This window comes from Noviherbaspirillum album (genome assembly GCF_035916955.1).
GTDB lineage: Bacteria > Pseudomonadota > Gammaproteobacteria > Burkholderiales > Burkholderiaceae_D > Noviherbaspirillum > Noviherbaspirillum album.
In genome coordinates this window covers 94504-119565 of the sequence record NZ_JAWIIV010000002.1, presented here as the reverse complement: position 1 = coordinate 119565, position 25062 = coordinate 94504, and the positions used below count along the sequence as shown (strand labels likewise).

General features: G+C 55.1%; 26 protein-coding genes. 15 read left to right on the top strand and 11 right to left on the bottom strand.

The features are described 5' to 3' along the window. Positions 1–45: 45 nt before the first annotated feature. Together RY831_RS03360 and RY831_RS03355 are read right to left on the bottom strand one after the other, a co-directional pair. Positions 46–2052, bottom strand: a complete 2007-nt coding sequence (locus RY831_RS03360; RefSeq protein WP_326504920.1) for a DEAD/DEAH box helicase — start codon at positions 2050–2052, stop codon at positions 46–48. Beyond that, a complete protein-coding gene (locus tag RY831_RS03355) occupies positions 2052–3185 on the bottom strand; it encodes a hypothetical protein (RefSeq protein ID WP_326504919.1) in 1134 nt (377 codons plus the stop codon). The genes RY831_RS03360 and RY831_RS03355 overlap by 1 nt, the downstream gene beginning before the upstream one ends. 212 nt (positions 3186–3397) lie before the next feature. On the opposite strand from RY831_RS03355, the gene RY831_RS03350 reads away from it, so the two are divergent. Then, a complete protein-coding gene (locus RY831_RS03350; protein WP_326504918.1) occupies positions 3398–3763 on the top strand; it encodes a hypothetical protein in 366 nt (121 codons plus the stop codon). A gap of 220 nt (positions 3764–3983) precedes the next feature. Here the strand turns inward: RY831_RS03350 and RY831_RS03345 are convergent, their stop codons facing one another. Beyond that, positions 3984–4808: an LOTUS domain-containing protein gene (locus tag RY831_RS03345; RefSeq protein WP_326504917.1), complete on the bottom strand. Its 825-nt coding sequence runs from the start codon at positions 4806–4808 to the stop codon at positions 3984–3986. A 27-nt stretch (positions 4809–4835) separates the two neighbouring features. After that, entirely contained in the window at positions 4836–6095 is a 1260-nt protein-coding gene (locus RY831_RS03340) for a tyrosine-type recombinase/integrase (RefSeq protein WP_326504916.1), read from the bottom strand. A 405-nt stretch (positions 6096–6500) separates the two neighbouring features. On the opposite strand from RY831_RS03340, the gene RY831_RS03335 reads away from it, so the two are divergent. Both RY831_RS03335 and RY831_RS03330 read left to right on the top strand, forming a co-directional pair. Further along, positions 6501–6794: a hypothetical protein gene (locus RY831_RS03335; protein WP_326504915.1), complete on the top strand. Its 294-nt coding sequence runs from the start codon at positions 6501–6503 to the stop codon at positions 6792–6794. Continuing rightward, positions 6791–6994, top strand: a complete 204-nt coding sequence (locus tag RY831_RS03330; RefSeq protein ID WP_326504914.1) for a hypothetical protein — start codon at positions 6791–6793, stop codon at positions 6992–6994. Before RY831_RS03335 ends, RY831_RS03330 begins: the two co-directional genes overlap by 4 nt. A gap of 49 nt (positions 6995–7043) precedes the next feature. Here the strand turns inward: RY831_RS03330 and RY831_RS03325 are convergent, their stop codons facing one another. Beyond that, positions 7044–7721 carry an SOS response-associated peptidase gene (locus RY831_RS03325; protein WP_326504913.1) on the bottom strand — a complete coding sequence of 226 codons (678 nt, stop codon included), beginning with the start codon at positions 7719–7721 and terminating at the stop codon, positions 7044–7046. 629 nt (positions 7722–8350) lie between these two features. Here RY831_RS03325 and RY831_RS03320 point away from each other — a divergent pair. The 5 genes from RY831_RS03320 (at position 8351) to RY831_RS03305 (ending at position 11373) form a co-directional block, all read left to right on the top strand. Further along, the gene (locus RY831_RS03320) at positions 8351–8539 is read left to right on the top strand and encodes a hypothetical protein (RefSeq protein ID WP_326504912.1); all 189 of its coding nucleotides are present in this window, start codon (positions 8351–8353) and stop codon (positions 8537–8539) included. A gap of 55 nt (positions 8540–8594) precedes the next feature. Further along, positions 8595–8939: a helix-turn-helix domain-containing protein gene (locus RY831_RS33190; protein ID WP_367576079.1), complete on the top strand. Its 345-nt coding sequence runs from the start codon at positions 8595–8597 to the stop codon at positions 8937–8939. 61 nt (positions 8940–9000) lie between these two features. Continuing rightward, on the top strand, positions 9001–9399 hold the full coding sequence (locus tag RY831_RS03315; protein ID WP_326504911.1) for a helix-turn-helix domain-containing protein: 399 nt from the start codon (positions 9001–9003) through the stop codon (positions 9397–9399). 106 nt (positions 9400–9505) lie between these two features. Next, positions 9506–10189, top strand: a complete 684-nt coding sequence (locus RY831_RS03310) for a hypothetical protein (RefSeq protein ID WP_326504910.1) — start codon at positions 9506–9508, stop codon at positions 10187–10189. A 29-nt stretch (positions 10190–10218) separates the two neighbouring features. After that, the gene (locus tag RY831_RS03305) at positions 10219–11373 is read left to right on the top strand and encodes a Y-family DNA polymerase (RefSeq protein ID WP_326504909.1); all 1155 of its coding nucleotides are present in this window, start codon (positions 10219–10221) and stop codon (positions 11371–11373) included. A gap of 119 nt (positions 11374–11492) precedes the next feature. On the opposite strand, the gene RY831_RS03300 is transcribed toward RY831_RS03305, so the two are convergent. From RY831_RS03300 to RY831_RS03275, 6 genes are all read right to left on the bottom strand, one after another. Next, positions 11493–12197 carry a hypothetical protein gene (locus RY831_RS03300; RefSeq protein ID WP_326504908.1) on the bottom strand — a complete coding sequence of 235 codons (705 nt, stop codon included), beginning with the start codon at positions 12195–12197 and terminating at the stop codon, positions 11493–11495. Further along, complete coding sequence (locus tag RY831_RS03295; RefSeq protein ID WP_326504907.1) at positions 12194–13156, bottom strand: hypothetical protein; 963 nt, start codon at positions 13154–13156, stop codon at positions 12194–12196. The genes RY831_RS03300 and RY831_RS03295 overlap by 4 nt, the downstream gene beginning before the upstream one ends. A gap of 656 nt (positions 13157–13812) precedes the next feature. Then, a complete protein-coding gene (locus RY831_RS03290) occupies positions 13813–14298 on the bottom strand; it encodes a hypothetical protein (protein WP_326504906.1) in 486 nt (161 codons plus the stop codon). A 101-nt stretch (positions 14299–14399) separates the two neighbouring features. Then, a complete protein-coding gene (locus RY831_RS03285; RefSeq protein WP_326504905.1) occupies positions 14400–14774 on the bottom strand; it encodes a hypothetical protein in 375 nt (124 codons plus the stop codon). Positions 14775–14897: 123 nt separating this feature from the next. Further along, a complete protein-coding gene (locus RY831_RS03280; RefSeq protein ID WP_326504904.1) occupies positions 14898–15044 on the bottom strand; it encodes a hypothetical protein in 147 nt (48 codons plus the stop codon). A gap of 984 nt (positions 15045–16028) precedes the next feature. Beyond that, positions 16029–16193, bottom strand: coding sequence for a hypothetical protein (locus RY831_RS03275; RefSeq protein ID WP_326504903.1), 165 nt, complete (start codon positions 16191–16193; stop codon positions 16029–16031). Positions 16194–16766: 573 nt separating this feature from the next. Here RY831_RS03275 and RY831_RS03270 point away from each other — a divergent pair. From RY831_RS03270 to RY831_RS03240, 7 genes are all read left to right on the top strand, one after another. Continuing rightward, complete coding sequence (locus RY831_RS03270) at positions 16767–17177, top strand: hypothetical protein (protein ID WP_326504902.1); 411 nt, start codon at positions 16767–16769, stop codon at positions 17175–17177. A 105-nt stretch (positions 17178–17282) separates the two neighbouring features. Beyond that, positions 17283–18587: a TolC family protein gene (locus RY831_RS03265; RefSeq protein ID WP_326504901.1), complete on the top strand. Its 1305-nt coding sequence runs from the start codon at positions 17283–17285 to the stop codon at positions 18585–18587. Continuing rightward, positions 18584–20206 (top strand): efflux RND transporter periplasmic adaptor subunit, encoded by a 1623-nt coding sequence (locus RY831_RS03260; protein WP_326504900.1) that lies wholly within the window; start codon positions 18584–18586, stop codon positions 20204–20206. Before RY831_RS03265 ends, RY831_RS03260 begins: the two co-directional genes overlap by 4 nt. Continuing rightward, positions 20203–23376 (top strand): efflux RND transporter permease subunit, encoded by a 3174-nt coding sequence (locus tag RY831_RS03255; protein ID WP_326504899.1) that lies wholly within the window; start codon positions 20203–20205, stop codon positions 23374–23376. Before RY831_RS03260 ends, RY831_RS03255 begins: the two co-directional genes overlap by 4 nt. A 243-nt stretch (positions 23377–23619) precedes the next feature. Then, complete coding sequence (locus RY831_RS03250) at positions 23620–23997, top strand: copper-binding protein (protein WP_326504898.1); 378 nt, start codon at positions 23620–23622, stop codon at positions 23995–23997. A 120-nt stretch (positions 23998–24117) separates the two neighbouring features. Beyond that, complete coding sequence (locus RY831_RS03245) at positions 24118–24273, top strand: hypothetical protein (RefSeq protein ID WP_326505190.1); 156 nt, start codon at positions 24118–24120, stop codon at positions 24271–24273. Positions 24274–24296: 23 nt separating this feature from the next. Continuing rightward, positions 24297–24893, top strand: coding sequence for a copper chaperone PCu(A)C (locus tag RY831_RS03240; protein ID WP_326505179.1), 597 nt, complete (start codon positions 24297–24299; stop codon positions 24891–24893). Positions 24894–25062: the final 169 nt, after the last annotated feature.

The window sequence follows — 25062 nt, the reverse complement described above, 5'->3', positions numbered from 1 at the left end:
TCCGCGTCGCACGCAGTGCGTTAGGTCGAGCTCGATTCGACACTCCTAAGTGGAAATGATCTTTAGGTGTGTCGACGTCCCAAACTGGTGGATATCGGAGGGGACGAGCTCGATACCTACAAATAGGGTGCTACGGGAGGAACCATGCTGGCGGTCTCCCTCTTTGCTTAGATCTCCGTAACCCCTGAGCTCGGCGTCGTGCTCCGCAAGCGAGAAGCCATCGTTGAACTGTTCAAGCAGCTGCAGCCTGGTCATAGTCTCCGGCTTCACTTTATCCGGCAGATATACAAAGAAATAACCAGTGCCGCCGCGACGGGCCACCCGCCCACGGAGCTGATGTAGGGTCGACACGCCGTACCGATCGGCATTGACCACGACGATGGACTTGAGCGCTGGAATGGTCACACCGATCTCGATGACGGTCGAGCTCACCAGGACAGAAAGCTCCCTCTCCTTGAGCTTGCGTATGACCTCGTTCTTTTCTCCCTCCTTCATGGCACCGTAGACCATACCAACCTTGCCAGGGAACCGGCGCGACCAGGTCTCGTAGGCGGCCACGACGCTGCGCTTTTCCTGCTCAGGATCGTCGACAAGTGGATAGACCACCGCAACTTGGGCACCGGTGGCCAGCACCTTGACGGTATGGGAAAACAACCGCTCCGCGTCCTTCGCGGACACGATTCGTGTTTGTATGTTCTTCGATACGGGACAGTCGCGTAGGATCGAGATGTCCATGCCCCCGTGCGTCACCAATGCCGTTGTGCGCGGGATCGCCGTCGCCGTGACTTCGAGCAGGTTCGTGCCTGTTTCCACCACAGCCTGCTTCTGGCTTACCGAAAACTTCTGCTGTTCGTCGACGACGAGCATAGCCAGGCATGCACTCTGGGCCTTGAGCCGCGACAGAAGGGCAGTTGTACCGATGACAATCGGATTACCGGAAAGGTCCAGCTTTCTCTTCGATCCTCCCGTCACCACTATCAGAGGCACATCGCGCCCAAAGAATTCCGCGATCTCGCCGGCAAGCTGCTCGGCCAGCACGCTATTCGGAGTCAGGATCGCGACCAGGTGGCCAGCATTGCGCGCCGCGACCGCCGGGACTGCATAGGTAATCGTTTTGCCGGTGCCGACATCTCCGGACAGGAGACGGAACATAGGAATCGGGCGGGAAAGATCCTTGATGATTTCCGCAATCCCTTGCGCTTGGTCGGCTGTGAGCTTGAGCGGCAATGAGGCAATCAACCGATCAGCATCTTCGCTAGTCACGCGCAGCGCTGAGCCCGCGATCGGGTTCTGTCGCTTCATACGCTGCGCATTGATCATCACCGAATACGCCGCCAGCTTTCGCACTTCGGCGGTTGCGATCTCGGCGGCCGCCATGGTTACAGGCGCATGCAGGTCACGAAGGAGATCGGACAGGCTCGAATACTTCAGCTGCGCGTTGGTGCAAACCTGAGCTTCGTCCATTGGAGACAGCGATCGTAGGATCACTACGACTGTGTCTTTCAGATGGTGCCGAAGAGCATGGCGTGTAGCGTCATACAGGGCATTCTCCGACACGACGCCGCGGCGGCTTGGGTAGCGGGGAAAAACAGAACTCGCCATAACCTCAGGAACTGGCTCTGGTGACGTGAACTGGAGGGTTCCATTGCGGATGTGCAGGATGGACCTGACATTGATCCGCTCACCGATTCTCAGGCCCCTCCAATAGGCGAGGTCACGCCCAAGATCATCGAAAACCACGATCTTCACTGAAAGCATGCCGTCCGTTGCGGACAGGACAATACGGCGTTTCGGCTCCGGCACGACGACCGGAATCCCGGAGACGATCAGGGAAAATAGACCTTCCTCGGCCGGAACGCCGATTTTCGGAAGCGCTTCTTCCAGCGAGAGCACCTTGGAGAAGTCGGCATACGCTTTCGGCACGCACAATAGCGGCTGCTCCCAGGACGTGACGCCGAGTCGCCGGAGTTTATGCAACATCGCCGCGACCGGATCATGCCCGGTTGCTTCGGTCTCTACAACTTCCGGCGCCACCCCATCCGATAGCGACATTACTGGTGCGCTACCTTGCGATCATCGAATGTGTTGACCGAGCGCGCCAGCTCCAGCACCTCGCTCGCTGGCACGTTGGGATAGGCAAGGAGCAGTTGTTCCAGAAAGAGCATAGCAACTTGGATTGCGTCATGCGACATGATCTTCACAGCCCGTACAGGCTTGTGATCCATCCTCGCCGACACCTTGCAGTAGAAATGCGGACCCTGCCATGCGAGCGAGAAGGACTTGTCATTGCGTTTGCCGTGAGCGGAAAACTCCACTTGTGGGCGCCACTTACGAAACACGGCCAAGACGCAGGTGACTTCCCGAACGTCGAGCATGATATGGATCGCATTCTTCCAGTCGTAGCTACGCTGTCCATTGGCGGCCGCGGCATCGATCATGATTGAGGGCTTGCCGTCCATTGACGTCGACGCGTTGAAGCAGAGTGCGAAGTCGGACCCATAGACATGGTGCGACCGGAATTTTTCCATCGTTGCCTCTGATGGGCTGTTCGTTGCTTGTTGAGCCGGATGGGATGCGGCTTGCACGTGTCGCCCTGTAGGGCTCTCTTGGACTTCGTTTGATGCGACAGGTGCAGGCCGCCGTCGCTCGTTCTGCGAGGTATCAGCGGGTTGGGTCACGACCGGAGCATGCGGATCGGGAGGCATTCCCGGTATATCGTAGATGGAGCCTCCGGTGTTCTGGGGCTGGGTCGCAGAGGGCTCCAGCCACGGCTTCATTTCGACTAGAACGCGAAGAAACTGGACGGCCTCCTCATGCCTTTCGTGCGCAACGTCTGACGCAACTGCAATTGCAGATCGAAAGCGGGCCGGACGGAAGCCAGCAATTCCGATCAGCTCGCTGGGCTCCGCATTCAAATTCAATGCTTTCAATGTCGCCGCAACCGACGGGTCGAGGCATGCAAGCACATTTTCGACATACGCACGCTTGGCACCATCGCTATCTTTCTTCGTCACGCAGGCGCGCAACGCTTCGAGGAACGTGTCACGGCAGTGAGCCGATATCGCTTCTAGGGCCGGACGGCCCGGCAATGGTAAGCCAATCGCTGCGACAGCAGCGACGACATCTTTGGCCGTCGCAATATTGCCCATCGAGACTGTTGAAGGTTGTTGGTTTTGGCGTGTCACGGGGATTCCCCTCAGTGAAAAGACTATGGAGAAATCATAACAACCATGGAGCGGAGATTCTGAAAAAGTTTGAGCAGGGAGTCAACTATCTCTAGCTCATTTGTAGCCCTCCGGTGCATCACTAAAGAGGTAGGCTACAATTTGCCGGACTGAAAGATATTGGCCGCTGCATCGAGAACATCGCCGGCCGTTTTCTACAATGAGAGAGTACCTTGGTAAGTAATATTAAAAAGCATTACACCAAAGATGATCCACGTACTGTGGATTGCTTTGACTGGGCTGTGGAAGAGGCTGTTCGACTACAGAAAATTGGCGTCAAGGACGTGAAATTTCTATTCATGAAGTCCGCCGTGCCAGGTGCCAGCTTCTTGGGGCCCTATTTATTGCCCATAGGCGTCTGGTACTCCCCCGATGCAGAGCATGGCTGGCAACACCATTACGCCGTAGTGGCGAATGGTGTAGTTCGTGACGAGTGCTACTCGTGGGGAGTCAGCTTATACGAGTATATGACGACGGTTTTCGAGTATTACGACGGCATCTCATTCATGATCATGACGGAGCCTAATGGGCATCTGTAACCAAATTGTGCTCAACATCGTTTGAATGGTAGCTGCCATGGCAACTGCATAGCTCTCTGAGCATCATCAGCATAACAACAATCGTCGATCAATGGAAAGCAAGCGGCAACGGAAATCTGGACGATATGAAGAAAGCGATGTGTACCCAAAGCTGTGATTGATCATGCAAAAAATCGCTGCTTCAACATAGAGCCTTTAGGGATGGATGCTACTTCGATGCTTAGCTGGAGCTCTTGTTCTTGTATATCGTCCGTGTCCCGCCACCCGGTAACGTTTCGTCACGGATCTCGAACATCTCGCTTGCCAGAAGAAGCCCTTTGAATTTCGCCAGGCCGTAACGTTCTTTGATGTTCTTTACTTCATCAGGCAGATCTCTCATCGCAACATTGCCCGCAAGAGCGAGATAAGTCCATCCGTCTTCTCGTGGCAGACTAGTCGCAACACGTTGCAGTAACTCTACTAGCGGGCTGGACTTGAGCCAGGCCAGCTCCATTAACCGTTCATGTTCACCGCTTGAGATGAGCTCCAACATGAGGCGTCGACCCTCGTCCAGGTGCCTCGCACTCTCGCGAAGGTGTTCGAGCATAGGGATCGCGTTCTCACGTTGCTGATCAAGGTAGGACAGCGCATCTTCTAGCCGTTCTTTTGAGTCAGGCTGCCAACGTGGCAGGAAGCCGTGGACGAGCTCGTTGCGAGCGTCCTTCATCAACTCCATGTCGCGCTGCAGCTTTACGATCACATCAGTCTCCGCGACAAGATGGAACTTGAAGCTCAGCCAGGCTACTGGACGATCTTCATCTGTAAGGTCGGTGCCTGCATCCTGAAGGAACTCCTTCCCATACTTCTCAACAAGAGAACCCATCATCGACCGGTTGATCGCTGTAGTTTCCTTCTGCAGCCGTTCTTGAAAGTTCTCGGGTTCCCCTTCCGCCTTATGTGTAGCGAGCACGTGCTTGAAGAGCGCCTCGATCTGCTGAAACAGCAATAGGTTTCGGCCAATGCGCCGAAGAACCTCGTCGTGGAGCGGTTTGAGATCGGAAGTCACCGTCAGCCTTAGGAGGTGATGACCATGCTATCGCTTCTGTCGGTCGCGTAGCTGGCGGATATGCGTCTCGCGGTCTTCGAGCGTCTGGTGCACATAGACAGCCTCAGTCGTCGCCGTCGACGTGTGCCGCAGCTGATCAGCCGTGATGCGAATGGGAACGCCGGACGCGGCCGCATGTGACGCCCAAGTGTGCCGAAGCCAGTGGGTCGATCCGTGCTTCAATTTGCCAAGCCATTGTTCATTCGTCAGCTCTACATGCCGGAGATACATCTCGGCGTGCTTCAGGAAGGATTTCAGTTCCCGATAGATCATCCAGTCCGTTATTGCGTCGTCCCGGTCCAACTTCGCGACGATCGGAAGGCGATCCTCACCGTGCTGAGGGCTAGGTGAAAGCCCCCGATGCGTTCTGTACCGGCGGAGTGCGGACATGGTTTCTGCATCGAGCACGACTGTTGCAGGCTTGTCGCCTTTGCCATGCACCTCCCAATACCAGACGTCGTTCGAACAAGCAATATGGCCCATCATCCCGCTTGCCAATTCCGCCCGCCGGGCAGCCGATCCATAAAGGAAATGGACGATAAAGTGAAGTCGTTCAGCGCGCGGGGCGGGCCACTTCTCGGCGGTCCAGAACGTGATCGTTCCATCTGCGTTCTGGCCGTCGGGGAGCGGGATCGGATCACCATTTTCGTCAAGAATCCATTCAAGCGATGGTAGTTGTTCAAGAAAATTCGTAAGCCACTTCCAGAGGTCCTCTTCGAAGAACCGCTTTGGAGGAAGTTTCACCCGCGCCGAATTACGATCCTTACCGCCCTTGAAGGACATCAGGACGAACGGATTGCCAGACAAGTACTGCGCGGACACCAGCCAGTTGAACATTCCCTTGAGAATAGTGAGCGCTTGGTTGCGCGAGGCATCGGACAGCGGTCCGTTGAAGATATTCCACCTGCTTGGCCAGTCTGAATGACGTACCGGATCTCCAAGCCAGCGTTCGAACTCGCGGATGTCATCCACCTTCAAGCTGGACATTGGCTTCTCACGGAAATACACCGACCAGACGAGGAGCCGATAGGCCTCACGGCGATATGAGCGTCTCGTATGGTCATTAGTGCATTTCGCTTCCAGCCAGCTTTCGATGGCGGAAACGTCGTCGTTCGCCTCGATTTGTTTTCCGCTCAAATGCGGATTGGCTCGATTTGTTCCGTAACTTCCATCAAGGGTAGCGGGAAGCTCGACCAGGTCGGCCGGTGTCGGTATAAGAAGCTCAGAACGACTCACGACGTCATTCATAGCCCATCTCCCTGTGTATGTCTGTACAGCCGCGACACCGGGCGGCAGAGTGATTCGTGTCCGTAGCGGACGGGGAGGGCGGCATCAAAAGCAGTCATTCGGTAGTTCAGGTTAGTGCGACTAGTAACAAGAATACAGCGGGAACGACCGTCATTCGAAAAAACTTCTTCCATAGCGATCGGTCCAAAAGCTATGTAAGTGCTGCACGGGGCGCGACTTCCTTTTTAGTGGTTTCCAAGTAGGCTTCTTCGTGACATCGAGCGCTAGGCCGGCGGCCGTAATTCGGAGTTGACGAGGCGCCAAGCCGTCCACAAGCCCTTGGGTGATACATGGCCTGCACTTTTTCAGAATTTTAGCCTCTCACCTGCCAAAATGATCATCAATGATGAATCAATGGAGAGATGAATGGGCTATATCAATCCGCTGCTCGATCTTCCCGCCGGTCGCGCGTTACTTGCTCTGCCAGCTGAGCAACGTGCACCACTGGAAGCGGTGCTTCGAGAGTTGCGCGAACAAGCAAATGACGAAGCTGAGCGCTCGTGGAAACGTCGCAAGGCTCCCATGGCGGCATACTGGCGGGCCGTATCGACATATGCTCGCCACACGGCCCATGCACTGAGCGAGGCGGCTCAGAGATGTAGGGTAGGGCAGAGCCAGCCAATCGACAGCACAGCAACTTCTGACGGACGCTCCCAATGACGATGCAGACATTTGTGAACGGTCAGTTGCGTGCCCTCGGTGGCTGTGTGGTCTATTCAATCATCGCTGCTGCCTTCATCGCCGGAGCGCGATGGATGCTTCCCTTGCCGTACTGGGGTCTCATGTTGCTAGGTGGCGTGACACATATCGTAGGCCGTGCGGCTTTCAACCTCGTCAAGCACGGGCCTGACCCAGACTGAGCGTCTCGTCTGATCTTTCGGCGCGCAAACGCCATCACTGCCGGAATCCTCAAGCGTCAGGCAGCGTTGGCTGCGCAGTGCTTTTGGTCTGCTTTGGAGCTTCGGCCGTGACCAGGCGATCCGCAGGATAAGGCACAAAGAAGCTGCTGGCGTCCTCAACCGCACTATGCAACCATTCGTCGTACCTTTCGGGCGGGATAATTACCAGCATGCGCTTCTCGTCGTCGGGTTTGTGCATACGCTGAAAAATCGGATGGCCGTCAGCGTTGATGGTAAGCATAGACATCGAGAGTAAAGGCAAGCCATTCGGTCCTTCTGCCTTGTATTCCCATATGCCTGCGATCCCTAACGGACTGCCATCAGCTTCCCTAATTTCATGGCGGACGGCCTTGCCGCTTTCATAGCATGGTTCGTAGATCCCGGTTGCAGGGACAATGCAAAACTGCCTCTTTTTGAATGCATTGCGAAAGGAGGGTTTGGCTGCGACCGTTTCAGTCCTCGCATTGTAAGTTTGCCGCGACAGCTTCTCCTCCGCCCAGTGCGGGACCATTCCAAACATCGCCAGGGCGCAGGCTCGATCGCCGGCTAAAGAATCCGTGCGGGGAGGGCGTATCATTGGTGCCATATAGCCCGGATAGGCTTCCGCCTTGTACTCGGTGTCCGGCGGCGCGACCGCGAACTGCTGTTCAAGTTGCACCGGCGTAGCAGGGCGATAATTCGAGCACATAGGGAGCGTCTCCTTAAGTCGGCTGCCTCGTTATTTTACTGCTAATACTCTGCTGCCTCCCGGAGACTTTCGCAAGCCTGAGCCATGAATGACCAAGCCGCGGCCGCCTGCGAACTGCAGATCACCGTCATGCGCGAAGGGCTGAAATTTGGAAGCCGAGTGCGCGGAAAGCACTAACACTTAGCCGAACAAAATCCATACAATATTGCCACCGAGGCATCGGCGACCGGTGTCGCCGTCGAGCCGCAAGGAGTCGCCATTTTCAAGCCCGCTTTCCCTCGCAAATACCGTTGGAACCCCTTACGTTCGAAGAAACGAAGCGGACTACGCCGTACGGATTGGAAGTTGAGATTCCTGCGCAAATGCTACGGCGGTGGTCGGCGCTTACGTTACATCGCCTTTGTAAGTTGGCCCCAGGCGCTGGCGGCCTTAGTGATGACCCAGGCAGCCATCGTCCAAACCATTGGCGACGAGCCCGGGACGTCATGGCTTTTCCCGGTGGCGCGGGGGGCGATTGTCTTATGGGGCATGAGTGTCTTCTATAAACGAGTACAGCGTGCGAAGCGTCTTTGGTGCATCCATATTCGCAAGATGCCATTGAGATGCCTCGCTACGAAGGGGAGCAGTTAATGAGTAACGGAACGAGGCAGTGGGCAGAGGTTTCCAATCGACGCATTCGTAACGACGTAGAGGCGTTGACGCCGGTAGAGCGTGAACACTTCGAGGAACGGGCGGGCATTCTGCAGCACTGTGGGGAATGCGAGAGAGCCGAGGCGGAGCAGCTTGCCTTGCTGCAAACACGAGCTGCATTCGCGTAAACAAAGGCCCGCCCAGTTCGCAGTCCGTCTAGGCACGGTAGGTTTAGAGGTTGACATGGCATCAATAGGAGATCGTATTAAACAGGTTCGCCTCCAGCGGGGCATGCGGCAGGGCGAACTCGCGCGAAGGGTTGGCGTTTCCCAGGCAACGCTATCCCAGCTGGAAAGTAACGGCAGCCAATCGACGAAAGTAGTAGCCAAGCTCGCAGCGGTTCTTGGGGTATCCGCATATTGGCTGTCAGAGGGGCGGGGCGATCCGCAGACGGGGGTCTCGGCGCCGGCGCAACAGCCCGTGCCAGTTCTACCATCACCTAAGGTTCTCAGGCTGGCAGAAAAGCTAGCCCGTTTGCCGCCGGAGAAGTTGGCGGCACTCTCGGTTCTTCTCGGAGTCGACTTGTGACGGTGACCAGCTCCATCCTCGGCAGCATTAGGTAGTCTGTTGGAATACGAAAGAGTGGACAATGACCGCTATGGACAGTGAAACAAGCGTCGGTGATCACCTCGATGATGCAATGAGAAAGGCTGGTTTCACCTCGCAGGCTGCGTTGAGCCGTGCTGCAGGCGTTCCCCAACCTACGATCAACAGAATCCTGAAGGGCACTGTCGGCAAGCGTGGACCGGAAACCGAGACGCTCAAGCGCCTTGCGCAAGCCTGTGGCGTAGGGTTCACCTGGTTAAATGAGGGGACAAGTCCGGAAGACCCGCGCGGCCCAACCCTGACCGATAGGCAGCTCGAGTGGTTACGTCTACTTGATGGGTTGTGCGCGGCGGATATAGAGGAGTTTAGCGGTTTGATCAGGCTCCGGCAGGCCCGCAACCTCGCAGTTATCGCCGAGCTTTGTCCCGAGAAGGCGAGGTAGCACCATATGGATAGGTGAGAGCAACCTCTCGTACATATGGCGCACGTGATTCGCCAGCCAGGGCTACACTTGGACAGAATGGTCGGATCAAACCAAATAGGAACGCATGATGGAACTATCGTCTTACCACCTACAACTCGCAATTACGGAAGCTTTACGAGCGAGCCGTGACTGGATTGAGCTCAGTCGCGATGAGATTCAGATCACGAATAGCTTGAAGTCCAGTATGTTCTGCACTCAGATAGGGAAACAACTTGCTCCTTACTTCAAGAACGGCACCACCAAAAGGCAAATTACGGTCAGTGAAGATAACGGCGAACGAGTGGGTGGAGAATGGTTACTTGATATTGTGTGGACCGAAGATGAACGTCGAGACGCAGGAGAGCATCGAGGCTTGATGCCGCGGCGCATTCGATGTGCCGTTGAATGTGAGAGCAGTACGTCGGGACATGAGTTCTTCAAGGATTTTGCGAAATTGCTGAATGTGCGTAGCAGTACCAAAATATTCCTTGGCGGCTTGAACCAACTTACGGAGGCGGCCGCGGAGGATTACATGGTAAGAAGAGTGAGGGAGGCCAGCCAATATGTCCGCGACTACGACGGTAACTCCGACGGCACAAACTGGTATATCGGCTTCTGGCCGTCACCGAAAGGCACCGTCACCTCGTCTTTATGGGACACCCTTGATAGCATGCCACACCTGACCAGGGCCAATGTCTACCACTATGACGTGCAAGAAAAGAAGTTTATGCAATACACGCCGTCCGTAGCAACAGCAGACCTGGCTTAGTGCCGATCGTCCACTTGCCGACCACTGCTATGCAAGACCTCGACGAGCCGCGTATCGCGCATCTCGATATGGACTCCTACTTTGTCTCTACTGAAATTCTGAGATATCCGGATCTCAAGGGAGTTGCTGCGGTCGTGGGTGGCGGCCGCGATCATCAGCCCAGATTAATGCCGGGCGGCTCACGGAAGTACGCACGTCTCAGAGATTATGTCGGCCGCGGCGTGGTCACTACGTCGACATATGAAGCTAGAGCATTCGGTGTCTTCTCTGGGATGGGCTTGATGAAGTCGGCCAAGCTTGCCCCCGATGCGGTACTTCTTCCTACGGATTTCGCACGTTACAAGCATTATTCAGTGCTGTTCAAAGACGCGGTTCGAGCGATAGCGCCGACAATTCAAGATATCGGCATCGATGAGATATACATTGACTTCAACGGCATACCTGGTGAAGTGCGAGCTATTGCTCAGCGCATCAAGGATGCGGTCAACGAGGCAACAGAAGGTCTGACGTGCTCAATTGGCGTCGCCCATTCGAAGCTCGTCGCTAAGATTGCAAGCGACCTGCAGAAGCCCAATGGGCTGACGATCGTACCCAATTTGGCTATCCCGGAGATGGTCTGGCCGCTGGCTGCGAGTAAGGTCAACGGAATCGGCCCGAAGGCCTATGCGAAGCTCACGAAGTTGGGCATTGAAACGATCGGCGATCTTGCCAAGGCCGACCCGGCGCTGTTGCAATCGACGTTCGGCCGGACCTATAGCGAATGGCTTCTTCGGGCCGCGAACGGGATTGATCGGCGCCCGGTGACTACAGAGCGGGATAGCAAGAGCATGTCACGTGAGACCACCTTTGGCTCAGATCTCCACCCCAAAACCGACCGCGAAAGGCTCGGGCAGATATTCACCGACCTTTGTGTACGCGTGTCTGAAGATCTAAAACGCAACGGATATGTTGGGCGTACCGTCGGGATCAAGCTGCGCTTCCAGGACTTTGAGACCGTGACGCGTGATTACACGATTCCGGATGTCACAGACAACGCCGTAGTGATTAGGCGAGCGGCAACTGAATGCTTAAAACGGGTCAAGCTATCGCAGCGGATTCGGTTGCTGGGCGTTAAAGTCTCGGGCCTTGAAAAGGCTAATGGTAATGAAGGGCATGCATCGCGACAGGCCAGTCTTTTCGATTAGTCCGGTCTTCTTTACATACCGGTTCCGATTCGGATCGCCGCTATCCAATTTGATACATCTTTGGACGCTCTTTTCTCTGGTTATCTCGCGCTGATCGGGTGCGATTGCAATGGCGATTATCAACACTGGGAAGGAGCTGCACGCCGCAAGACGCCTTCGATCATTCTCCCTACAAAGTCAATTCCTTCGGTCAATGCCATAGGGTTATCCGGCGCGTCAAATTTTCCGCCCGCATGCCGTGAATCAAGGCCAGCTGCATCGGTGTTTGCTGTGGCGGTAAAGCGGGTGCGCTCATTCTTAGAGCAAAATCCGGCTTTAGAGACCGGCATTTTTAGATACTCTTCGAGTTCCTCTAGTATTCGGTAAAGTCGCGGCCAAGTGCGAATGGGATCAGACCAGCTTAACAACGCGTTGTACAGATGCTTAGCGGTCTTTGCGGAAGACAAAAGTAATTGCGCTTGCGTTATCTCCGCGCCGGTGCCCCCGGAAAGGGTTGCGCTGGCCTTCACCCGAAACGATGCTGTCTGGATCGCCATGACGTGATGCGCCAGTCTATTTCCCGCTTCGTTTTCCCTATATAGAATACCTACCGATGGTTTGTTGATGCCATTCCAGAGCAAAGATATGCAACCGTAGAACTCATCGAGTCGTGCGAGTGCGAAATCACGAACCTCTTTCGCACTAACGAAGTGCTCGAAAGCTTGACCGGTAAGATAGACTTGGTCGCCCTCAGCAATGGCATACACATCTCCGTCTGGAAACCAGCGAGGAAATTCTTCTAAATCCATCATGGAGCCCGTCAGCGCCACCAGCCAGCGTTTCATTTATCTCTCCTTTCGGCTTCCTGAGGAACAAACGGCGTATCAACGACCTTAGTCAAATTCCCAGATTGGGAGGATACGGCTGGCAAGATAGGATGATGATGCGAGACAGCGTTCGACTGGTGCCATGCAACCCCCTGATCGTCGTTACTGAAGCAAGTGTTAATGAACTGAACGAGCCGCTGCATATCGAGTGACGAATCCGCAATGAAGTCACACGGGCGGACTCCATCCAATCCCGGTGTCGGCTGAGTCATAAGATTATGAAGTACCCAGCAGTTGTCCTGGCCGAACTTAGAAAAAGCTTTCAACGCTGCGCCCAGACGAGCAGGATCCACATCGAACTGCCATTGCGGATAACGGAAGCCACGCGACCGGTTCGGTGCTACGAGGGCATAGATTTGTTGTTTCTGCCGGCGGGTGTTGATCGTATTGTCGGATACGCCAGCATAGCTCGCAGCAGCTTGGAGCGTTAGATTCTCAGGCTTTTGCCATTCGGTCAGTGCGTAATCGACGCCACGTTGGCGTGCTGCGGCGAGAGGATCGGGACTTACTCCGCGATCGGCGGACGCGGTGCTCGCATCATGGTGGGTGCCGTCAACAGCCGAATAATGCTGAATAATCTCTTTGAGCCGACGGGAGAATGAGTCGAATTTTCCATCACGAGCTTCGCGGAACAGTTCTTCGATGACCTCGTAGTTCGGGACAGTGGATACAGCGTTTACACAGACCCGCGCGCTAATTGTCGCGCCGGCATCCCCGGACGCCAAGGCGCGACGGCTATCCGGCTTGTGCACCGGCAGCTTTCGAGCGCCAATAAGGACGTATCCGTATCGTGCGTCTGCTGCTTCTAGACCGGCATCCCCTCGTGTGGTATTGCGCCTGAGCGACTGACGAAGGGACCGCATTGGCTTGGAAGGTGAAATTACGCGTTGTGGTTTCATTCCTTCATCATAGTTCATGAGGTTCATGAGCACAAACTACTTTACCACCCGGATGCACCCGTCTTTCTAAACTTTCATCTACGATTATGCGCAGTAATCGTAGATCAATAGACTTTCTCCAAAGAAACATCGAACGCGTAGCGCGTTGCTCACGCGTCCCGCTCAGATAGGTGTGGATCGCAAGACATCTATCCTTGTCCATTATTGGGCCTGATAACGTACAAAGTGCAAGAATCGTTAGCAGCAAACTGATGGAGCAGGTATGAAATCGAAAGGCTCGTGCTCACTACTGAACGAAATTTGGCGCACCCTCGAGGCAGTATTGAATCATTTTCGCTTAATGGCTTAGGAATAGTAGAAAAGTTCGGCAGTCTGACTATTTAACCAAGTATGAGAGAAAATGGTCATGCAGCGGAATCAGTACTAGGCCTTGTTACCCGACGTAGCCCCGTAGATTGCAGGACCGGTAGGCAAAGATCGCGATTCAAGACCGTCAAGGAGGCCAGGTAATGTTTTCGAAGTGCCCTCCGGCCAGAGGGCAAACAGGCATTTAACATCGAGCCTATGAAAAAAGCCCTATAAAGGCCACTCGCTAAGACACTAGTAAGCTGTGAGCGCACTGCGTTCCGGTTATTTCACGCGCCATGCGTCGGTCATCGGAGGCTTGAAGGCGTTCAGCTTGCAGTCGATGTCTTACGCGTATAACGGCGATCCCGCCCGCGTCCCTCGGCATTGATATCGCCATTTTTCGCCAGAACGCTTAAAGCATTCGACAAGCGTTGATTCAGCTTTTTCTTGTCTTCGCTCGATGGGCGGATGCCTAGCGCAGCAACGGCTGCTTTGAAAATCTCTGAAGCCGATTGCGGAGTGTCAGTCAATAAAGACGGCCAGAAGTCCTTGCCGGTAGAAGGCAGCTTGGACTTGGCTGCCGGCGTCGTGGCTGCCTTCTGCTGGGTCCTTGCCACTTTGGGTTCCGCTTTCCGACCGACCGCCGCGCGGCCACGTTTTGTTCGTGAGTCAGTGACCGGCGCATCAATAGCGGCCAAGGTTTCCAGCACGTCCTCTAAACTTTCAACCAGCTTTGAGTAGTACATCATGCCTTGACGGGCCTGGTTTAATTCGAGCTGAATAGCCTTCGCTGCCGATCCAGTATTTGCCATGAAAGTCTCCTATCGAAATGGAAACACAGTTTAACAAGTTATGCCAGAGATTCAATTATGTAAAGCGAATAACGACAGTTCCGTCACTGTTGAAATGCAGCTCACTGTCCAGGATCGTGCAGCAATTCGCTATGGCTTTTAGCGCAAAAACGTAGTGTTTCAGGTGGATACGGTGAATGCGATTTCGTATCTGGCGGGGCGAAAGGGCGGCTTTTCATGCGCTTGCCTCTTTCCAGGCTGTCCAGCCTGGCGGGCCGGCGTGTGTCAACCGCTATGCCAGAGGTAGCCTTCGTATGATCATCGCTTCCGTCGGAAGGCACAAAAATAAAAGGCAGCGGGGACATCAATGCTTCGGCATAGCAGCGTAGGACAGAGGTGCCAATGTCCGGATTCTTCTTGACCTGTTTCGACAGGTTGGCCGTGAAATATTCACCGGTGAATAATTCCGACCGTCCGATGACGCCCTTAAGCGGCATCGGACACGCAGCACTAGGCCAACACTACTGAGCGTCCGACCGAACTATCTTTAGAGCATCGTCTTGTGAGGACTACTGCATTGCGAACGTGGTGAAAACCAAAAGGAAGGGACGGCGGGGCAGTCATACTGTAACTTTAACAGTAACAGTAACAGTAACAGTAACAGTAACAGTAACAGTAACAGTAACAGTAACAGTAATGCCAGTAACCTCCTGAAGCGAAAGCGAAAAAGGAGCCACTGGGAACAACAAATGCGCCAGAGCGCGCATCTATGACTCGGTCAACGATACCAAATTCGTTTCTTGCAGGTCCGCCAAACTGACGCAGCATTTCCCCCAGGTACTTCTCCAATACTGCGATCATTCTCGATCGCCCAGAATGAGCCGTCCTTTAATCCGTCCCTGCTGCACTGGTCGATATAGTCACGATCGAAGGCCACCCGCAGTGAGTCGATCCATGCGGTGACGTTCGGCATTCGTTCCCTGGCGTATCTGGCATTCCACAACAGATAGCGTCCGCACAGTGCGCTTGACGGCAGCACACCGGATGAGTTTTACTACCACCATCTTCCCGCCCTTCAGGAAGCGGCGTAGATGGCACGCCGGGTTACCCCATCGCGCTGCACGCTCTTGCCCTACGCATGGGGCAGTGAGCGGCGCCGTGGATAACCCTACATCTGCAAAGCCCCACTTAACGAAATCAAATTCGTGTTCAACTAAACGGGGCCACCTCTCTGGCGGAATGATCATCAACGCTTGCAGCAGCGTCTCGGCCGACTTATTAGCCTTACGGGGCCGCCTCGACTTCGGCGCATCTACCAGTGCCGCCGGTACGCTCCGCCGGCGGTACCGACTCACCCACTTATGCACGCTCTGCCGTGTCACTTGCTGGAGCAGCGCCCACTTCCACGCGCCCATTTTTGCCAAGCCCATATTCAAGCACGGCAAGCGTGCGTTTGTACACCCGCACATCATGCGTCTGATGCAAGGTCTCCGACAGCTGCCGATACTCCGCCTTTCTCAACTGTAACCCAACCATGGCAAGTCTCTTTTGCACACACCATTAGATGCAGCGGTCAAAAGTCATTCGGTTACCTGCTTAGTAAATTGTTTTCCGTTGCGATAATTTAAAGGACGGTCGCGGCAGATTTGATGCAAACCTTTGGAGCAAATATTGCCATGAGAAGAGCCTGTTAGCCATTGCACTCGCGGAGATAATCATTTCGATTAATTCAATTCAGGCATATCGCCGTATTATTCGCTCCCGAAAATCTGGTCGGCAATACCGAAGGCGATGCTCACTAAGCCTACTAAGCCGGCAACGACGCCGGAAGGGGTGGCATCAAATTTAACCGCCAGAGCGGCCAGGGAAATGGCAAGCAAGCCTAAGACAATCATTATTTTTGGTTCTTGCCGCATACCCTGCTCCAGATGGCGGTGGTATTAGACCATCTTGCTAACCGGAAAGAAATCCCATGTTCATGGGAACACACATAGAAGTCATCTGACGCCAGAGATGCATCGGAAACATGTGGAAATGCTAAAAAAAGAGATATTCAAATGCTGAATTGTATTTCTCAATGAGAAAACAAATCTGCGTTACTGCAGGGGGACATTGGTATTGGTGTTCACGATGATGGGAGCCTGATCAAGATACTAGAGACCAAAGCCGAATGAGTTGAGCAACCAGTGAAATTGATTTTTAGTATACTGATTTACTGGAGAGGAATTACGATGCCCCTTCATAGCTGAACACTAGACCTTGCAGCATGAGGCGATATGCTGACAGCCTGATTACAAGTTTGTAATGTACCACTCCTATGAAAAATTTCCGGTATAGTCGGTCACTGAATGTAAGGTGTTATAGATTCAGAAATGGACTCATATAGTTCGCCCAGTAATCAGAGCGCCATAGCGTCCTTCAGCGAAACAGGGTACCTGACAAACCATAGGTGAAATGCAGAGGCAAAAAAAGCTGTTTATTGTTGCGTAATGAAAAAACCACCGCCATCCCGATTTGTTGCTGCGCTTGTAGCGCTCTTCAGCGTACTGTTCATGCAGTTCGCTGTGGCCGCGTATGCTTGCCCGACATTACAACTCGGACGTGGCGGCGATGCAATGAGCATGGGTGCTAACGACAATACCATGCACGGCATGTCTGGCTGTGACGGCGTGGACGTTGAAAAGCCTAATCTTTGTCAGGCCGACAGTCATAAGGGAAAGCAGTCTCTCGACAAGCCGGAGCTCCCCAACGTGCCGTCCTTTGCACCGGCTCAGCTTCTGGCAGTGATAACGCCGCTTCACCTTTCTGTTCCTCCCAGTCCCGCTATTACCGCAGAGGGAACATTGGCGCGTACCACGGCGCCCCCGCTCTCCATTCGAAACTGCTGTTTCAGAATCTAATTCTTCAGATAGTGTAAATCGTCGCTGTGTCCGCATGGGCGGACTTAGTGCTATTCGTTGCTATCTGGAGATTTTATGACATCCCTTTGTACAGCGCACGCTTTAATGCGCCATGCGATTTGCGGCGTTTTTCCGCGACTCGCTCTCATTACCATTTTGATTGCCTCTTCCGGTACTGCGTTGGCAGCCGGAGCAACGCTGACGCTAGGCCAAGCGCAGCAACTGGCGGTCGAACGTTCCCGCCAACTACAGGCTAAGGAATTTGCTATTACCGCTTCGCAAGAAATGGCGGTAGCCGCAAGTCAGTTGCCTGATCCCATGTTGAAAGCCGGGGTCGATAACCTGCCGGTGAACGGAGCCGACCGTTTCCGGCTTGGTGCCGATTTTATGACGATGCGTTACGTCGGTGTCTCCCAGGAAATTACACGTGCGGAGAAACGGAAGTACCGTGCCGAGCGCTTTGAGCGGGAGTCGGACAAGGCTGCGGCAGAGAAGACGGCGACGATTGCTGAGATCCAGCGTGATACCGCACTGGCTTGGCTGGAACGGTTTTATGCCGAAGCCATGGCTGCGGTGATCGCGGAAAACGCGACGCAATCCGAGTTCGAGATTCAAGCCGCAGAAGGCGCTTACCGAGCAGGCCGCGGCAATCAGGCTGATCTCTTTGCAGCGAAAAGCGCATTGGCCACCTATCACGATCGTGCTAGTCAAGTAAACCGCCGAATCAGCAACGCAAAACTGGTCTTAGCCCGGTGGGTCGGCGCGGACGGTGGTTCGCAGCTGGCTGGCAAGCCGGCCATGGACACAGTTCGGCTCGACGCCGGCGCCCTCGATACCCAGCTTGCCCATCATCCACGTATCGCTATTCTGAATCAGCAGGAAGCCATGGCAGCGGCTGAAGCGAAGCTGGCGCAAGCCAACAAGAAGTCGGATTGGAGCGTGGAAGTCATGTATCAGCAGCGGGGCTCAGCTTACGACAACATGATCTCGTTCGGTGTGTCGGTGCCTCTGCAATGGGATCAGAAAAACCGTCAGGACCGGGAGCTTGCGGCCAAGCTCGCGATGGTGGAGCAGGTGAGGGCGGAACGCGATGACACGCTGCGCGCGCATGTGGCCGAAACGCGCGCCATGTTCAATGAGTGGGAAAACGGACGCGAGCGGCTCGCCCGTTATCACCAGGAACTGGTCCCGTTGGCCAAGGAGCGCACGCTCGCCGCGCTGGCGTCTTACCGCGGCGGCAAAGGGGGCTTGACCGATGTGCTGATGGCACGTCGCAACGAGATCGATGTGCGCCTTGAGGCGCTGCAGCTCGAAGCCGAAACGGCACGCCAATGGGCAGAGCTTAACTTCCTGTTTCCGGATAACGGCTTAAGCCATATCTCTGCAACCCAACCCAAGGAATTCAAATGAAAGCAAAAGTGATTGTGCTCGCGCTGGTGGCGGCCGGTGCGATTGGGGCCGGTGGCTATGGCTTGTATTCGGCCGGCATGGATCAAGGCATGAAAATGGCGTCGCCCGCAACGAGTGATGCTGCAACAGCAACAGCTGGTGCCGCCGGCAACACGGCGGGGGGAGGCTCTGTCGATCCGTCAAACGGGAAAAAAGTCTTGTATTGGCACGACCCGATGGTACCCGGACAAAAGTTTGACAAGCCTGGCAAGTCACCTTTCATGGACATGCAGCTCGTGCCTGTCTACGCCCAAGATGCTGGGGACGAAGGCAGCGTTTCGATTAGCCCAAGGGTGCAGCAAAACCTCGGCATACGTACGGCGGAGGTGACTAAATCGAACTTGTCACCGGCAATCGAGGCAGTCGGAAGTGTTGCCTACAACGAGCGCGACCTCGTCATGGTGCAAGCACGTAGCAACGGTTTTGTTGAGCGCCTGCACGTAAGGGCGCCGCTTGATCCGGTTCGCAAGGGACAGCCCTTGGTCCAGTTATATATTCCCGACTGGGTCGCTGCCCAAGAGGAATACCTGTCAGTAAAACGAATGAACGGTGCCGGCGCGGATACGTTTGTTGATGCGGCACGCCAGCGGATGCGCTTGGCAGGCATGACTGACGAACATATCCGTCAAGTGGAGACGACGGGAAAGGTCCAGGCCAGAATGACCTTAACCGCGCCTGTCTCGGGAGTAGTTGCAGAACTTGCGGTGCGTGAAGGCATGACTGTCATGTCGGGCGCGCCGCTGTTCCGCATTAATGGCTTGTCGACCGTGTGGGTCAACGCAGAGGTTCCGGAAAACGCCGCGGCACAGGTGCGCCCCGGCAACGTGGTCGAGGCGCGCACGCCTTCCTTGCCCGGAAGTGTATTCAAAGGAAAGATCAATGCAATTTTGCCGGAAGTCGATCCCACTACACGAACCATCAAGGCGCGCGTGGAAGTCGCCAATCCGAACAATCAGCTCGTACCCGGCATGTTCGCTACTGTTAATTTCACCCCTAATGCGCGCGAAGAAATATTGACAGTGCCTAGTGAAGCTGTGATCCAGACGGGCAAGCGCAGCGTCGTAATGATTGCGCAAGGTGACGGGAAATTCATTCCAGCCGAGGTGGAAATCGGTATCGAAACGGACGGCAAGACCGAAATACGAAAGGGACTCGAAGCAGGTCAGAAAGTCGTGGTCTCAGGGCAGTTCCTTATCGACTCGGAAGCAAGTCTGAAGGGAACCATCACGCGTATGGGCGAGGCACCCGCGGCCGAAAAGGGAGCCCAAGGCGGCAATTCGCTTCATCGTGGACAGGGCAAGGTTGAAAGCATCGACAAGGAAGAAATCGTCCTCTCGCATGAACCGATCCCCAGTTTGCAGTGGGGAGCAATGACGATGGGATTCAAGCTGCCGGCACAGGGACTGCCGAAAGGTGTCGCGGAAGGCGACAGCGTCACCTTTGAGCTTCGCCCTCTCAAGGACGGCATGTTTGAGGTGGCTTCCATTAGCCGGTCTGGCGCTGCCCCCGCGTCTGGCGCAAAAGGTGAGATGAAAGAAGGCATGAACATGCCGTCCAAGCCCGCAGGAGCCACAAAATGATTGCAAAGCTGATTCGATGGTCGATCGCTAATCGCTTCCTGGTGCTGCTGGCCACCGTCATGCTCACCGCATGGGGGGCGTGGTCGTTGATGCGTACCCCACTGGATGCGTTGCCAGACTTGTCCGACGTGCAAGTGATCATCCGTACTACCTATCCGGGCCAGGCACCACAGATTGTGGAAAACCAGGTGACGTATCCGCTCACCACGACCATGCTGTCAGTGCCGGGTGCGAAAACGGTACGTGGTTATTCTTTCTTTGGTGATTCCTTTGTCTATATCTTGTTCGAGGATGGTACCGACCCGTACTGGGCGCGCTCACGTGTATTGGAATACCTGAATCAGGTACAGTCCCGGCTACCGCCTCAGGCCAAGGCGTCACTCGGTCCGGATGCCACTGGTGTGGGCTGGGTCTATGAATATGCGTTGATTGACCGTAGCGGCAAGATGGATCTGTCACAACTGCGCGCGCTGCAGGACTGGTTTCTCAAGTATGAGCTGAAAACCGTACCCAATGTGTCCGAGGTGGCAAGCGTGGGCGGCATGGTCAGGCAATACCAGATCGTGCTCGACCCTGACAAGCTGCGCGCTTACAACATCCCGCATGGGATGGTCATTGAAGCGGTACAAAAGGCCAACCAGGAAACCGGGGGCTCGGTGCTAGAACTGGGCGAGGCAGAATACATGGTGCGCTCTTCCGGATATCTTCAATCACTGGACGATTTTCGCAAGATCCCATTGATGACCACCAATGCCGGCGTCTCCGTGCGCCTTGGTGATGTAGCGCGGATCCAGCTGGGACCGGAAATGCGACGCGGGATTGCCGAACTCAATGGTGAGGGCGAAGTCGCCGGGGGCATCATTGTCATGCGTTCCGGCAAAAATGCACTGGAAACGATCGAGGCGGTTAAGGTCAAGCTGGAAGCGCTCAAGCCCAGCTTGCCGGAAGGCGTCGAAATCGTGCCGACTTATGACCGCGCTGGGCTCATTAAAAGTGCGGTGGCCAACCTCCAGGAGAAGCTGATCGAGGAATTTATCGTCGTGGCGATTGTCTGCGCGATTTTTCTCTTTCACATTCGTTCTGCGCTGGTGGCCATCATCTCGCTACCGCTGGGCATCCTCGCTGCGTATATCGTGATGTACTACCAAGGCGTGAACGCGAACATCATGTCGCTGGGCGGTATTGCGATTGCCATTGGCGCCATGGTAGATGCCGCGGTGGTGATGATCGAGAATGCGCATAAGCATATCGAGGCATGGCACCATGCCAATCCGGAGAAGAAAATGACCGGCGACGAACAGTGGCGGGTCATTGGGGACGCATCGGCGGAAGTTGGACCTGCACTGTTCTTCTCGCTCCTCATTATCGTGTTGTCATTTATCCCAGTCTTTACACTGGAGGCACAGGAGGGGCGTCTGTTCTCGCCGTTAGCATTTACCAAGACCTATGCAATGGCAGCAGCGGCTGGCTTGGCCATTACCCTGATTCCCGTGTTGATGGGCTATCTGATCCGCGGACGTATCCCGGAGGAGCAGAAGAACCCGCTCAACCGCTTGCTCATCGCGCTTTACCGGCCTCTTCTTGAGGCAGTACTTCGCTTTCCGAAGATGACGCTCGTGGCCGCTGCAGTGATCGCTGCAGTGACGATCGTGCCGTTGACCCGACTGGGTGGCGAATTCATGCCGCCACTGAATGAAGGTGACTTGCTGTACATGCCGTCTGCATTACCGGGCTTGTCGGCCGGTAAGGTATCGGAACTCCTGCAGCAAACCGATCGCTTGATCAAAACTGTCCCGGAGGTAAAGACCGTTTTCGGCAAGGCGGGACGCGCCGAGTCGGCAACCGACCCGGCACCACTCGAAATGTTTGAAACCACGATCCAGTTCAAACCCAGGGATCAATGGCGGCCCGGCATGACACCCGACAAACTTGTGGAGGAGCTTGACCGCGTCGTCAAGGTGCCAGGGTTGTCCAATATTTGGGTGCCGCCGATTCGCAACCGGATTGACATGCTGGCAACCGGTATTAAAAGCCCGGTGGGTATCAAGGTCGCGGGTACGAACCTCCAGGAGATTGATCGAATCACCGGGGAAATCGAGCGGGTCGTGAAGGCGGTACCTGGCGTCAGCTCGGCTTTGGCCGAACGTCTCACGGGGGGGCGCTATGTCGATGTCAACATTAACCGTGATGCTGCCGCACGCTACGGACTGAACATCGCCGACGTGCAAAGCGTTGTCTCGGCGGCCATCGGCGGTGACAACATAGGCGAGACGATTGAGGGCCTGCAGCGCTTCCCGATCAACGTGCGCTATCCTCGGGAAGTGCGTGACTCGGTAGAGAAGCTGCGGCAGCTGCCGGTACTGACCGAGCGTGGTGCACAGATTCGCCTGGGTGACGTCGCCAACGTCCGGGTCAACGATGGCCCACCGATGCTACGCAGTGAAAACGCACGCTTGTCGGGCTGGATCTATGTCGACATCCGTGGTCGTGACCTGAGGTCGGTCGTGGGTGACATGCAGCAGGCTGTGGCAAAGGAAGTCAAGCTGCCTGCAGGGTATTCGTTGTCCTGGTCCGGCCAATTTGAATACCTTGAGCGTGCCGCCGCGAAGCTCAAGGTCGTTGTGCCGGCCACGCTGCTGATCATTTTCGTCTTACTGTATATGACGTTCGGCCGTTTTGATGAAGCCACGCTGATCATGGGCACGCTACCATTTGCCTTGGCTGGCGGTATCTGGCTGCTCTGGCTACTCGGACACAATATGTCAGTGGCAAGCGGCGTCGGCTTTATCGCGCTTGCCGGCGTCGCGGCCGAGTTTGGCGTCATCATGCTGCTTTATCTCAAGCATGCATGGGAAGACCGGCTCGCCCTCGGCAGGGCGGGCGAAGCCGATCTGCTTGATGCCATTCGCGAGGGTGCGGTACTGCGTGTGCGTCCCAAGGCGATGACGGTCGCAGTCATTATCGCGGGCTTAATCCCGGTCATGTACGGAACCGGAACAGGCTCGGAAATCATGCAGCGTATTGCCGCCCCAATGGTCGGCGGCATGATCACTGCGCCCTTGCTTTCCATGTTCGTGGTTCCGGCTGTCTATCTGCTGTTGCGGCGGCGGGAACTGCGTAAGGCACAACGTCATGCCCAGGAGGAGGACAAAGAACTCAAGGCAGCCTGATCGTTTTACCAGTGGCGACCGTGCGGTTGGCACGGCTTCATCAATTGCCTAGTCCATTGGCCATTACCATTATTTTCGCAAGGATATCGCAATGAAAAAACACTCAAAGCTGTGCCGAGATGATGCACAAAGCCAGCAAATAAGCGTAAATGACGATGTTTCGGTGGCTGGCGCCAAGCGATCCAGGCCTTGGCATAAATCTAATGCAGTAGCCGCCTCACCAACAATTTGAAGGAAACAACAATGAATCAATTTGCCAAGATAACACTCGCGCTCCTATTGTCCGCGTCCGGCGCGGCATTTGCCCAGTCAGGAAACATGAAAGACATGCCGATGGATTCCAAGTCACATGGCGACATGAAAGGCATGGACATGAAGGGACAGGGTTCGGACAAGCAAGGTGAACCGCATATGGCTAGCGCGACGGTCAAAAGCGCTGATGCAGCCAAAGGAACCGTAGCTCTTTCCCACGAGCCGATCCAAAGCCTCAAATGGCCCGCCATGACGATGAGTTTTTCGGTCAAGGACAAGGCGCTGTTTGAAAAGCTCTCCCCTGGCAACAAGGTGCAAGTAGAGTTTGTTAAGCAAGGGTCGGAGTACGTCGTCACATCCGTCAAGTAAGGCTTCGCAGTGCCATGTGTCGGTAGCTTTAATGTCAAGCGCTGACGCATGGCGCAGCAGTATTTCATGGTTTGCTCAGGATGACGAGGCTTTATGAACTTTATGGGCAGGTGGGTGCCGATGGAAGTGGTCAACATCACTTTCCTGCTATGGGTGATTGCCTCGGTGCCAATGCTGGGCTTTATATTTTGGAGCTTCTGGTGCCGCCGCCGCAAGCCTCGCGACCAACAGGCACAGCCAGGAGCGCGAAGACGGAAGAAGGGCGTCAAGCGTTGACCAGTTGGTCCTTACCAAGAACAGTGGTGGAGCTCAAGGAGCTCGGCCCAGAGCACACTGAATCGGCATGCCATATTGCGCGGGCACATCAACTCAAAAGAATATTCCTTGTACCACTTAACTGGCTTGGCGCCGGCCGCTGCCATGGCCCTGCTAGGGCTTTTCTGGAGCTTGGCGCCAGCGACAGACGGAGCGATTCCGGCCAAAAGCCAAGCCGTTTCGTCTCCTGCTCTCGTACGTATACCGGGACATGGGCTCGGGCAACAGTACCCGGACAGGCGGTAAGAGTGGCTTATCTCACCATTGCCAGTGCGGCTCCAGTGGCGCTCGTGGGCATAGAGACAGAGGCCGCAAAGCAGGTGCAACTACATAACATGCGCATGAATCAAGGCGTAATGGAGATGCGCGAGCACAAGGAGCTGAAGATCGCTGCGAATGGGGCGCTAGCGTTAGCGCCCGGCGGCATGCACCTGATGCTGCTAGGGCTGAAGAAGCCGCTGAAGGCAGGGGAGCAGATATCCCTTACATTCACCTTTGTAGATGAGACACACAGCGAAGTCATATTGACGGTCGATGAGCCCATCCGGCCAATCGTCCACGAAAAAAGGAAGCAGGCTTGAACGCGCTTATACATAAAGCCCTACTGTCTGGTTTTATCGTCCTGATCGCTCCTTGCACCAGGACCGAGCCGGTTGCCCAGAAATTGTCTCTGGTTGACATTACCGGTAGCCCTTGGGGCCGCGATTTTCGACTGACCGACCATCATGGTGCAGCGAGAAGCCGAAAATT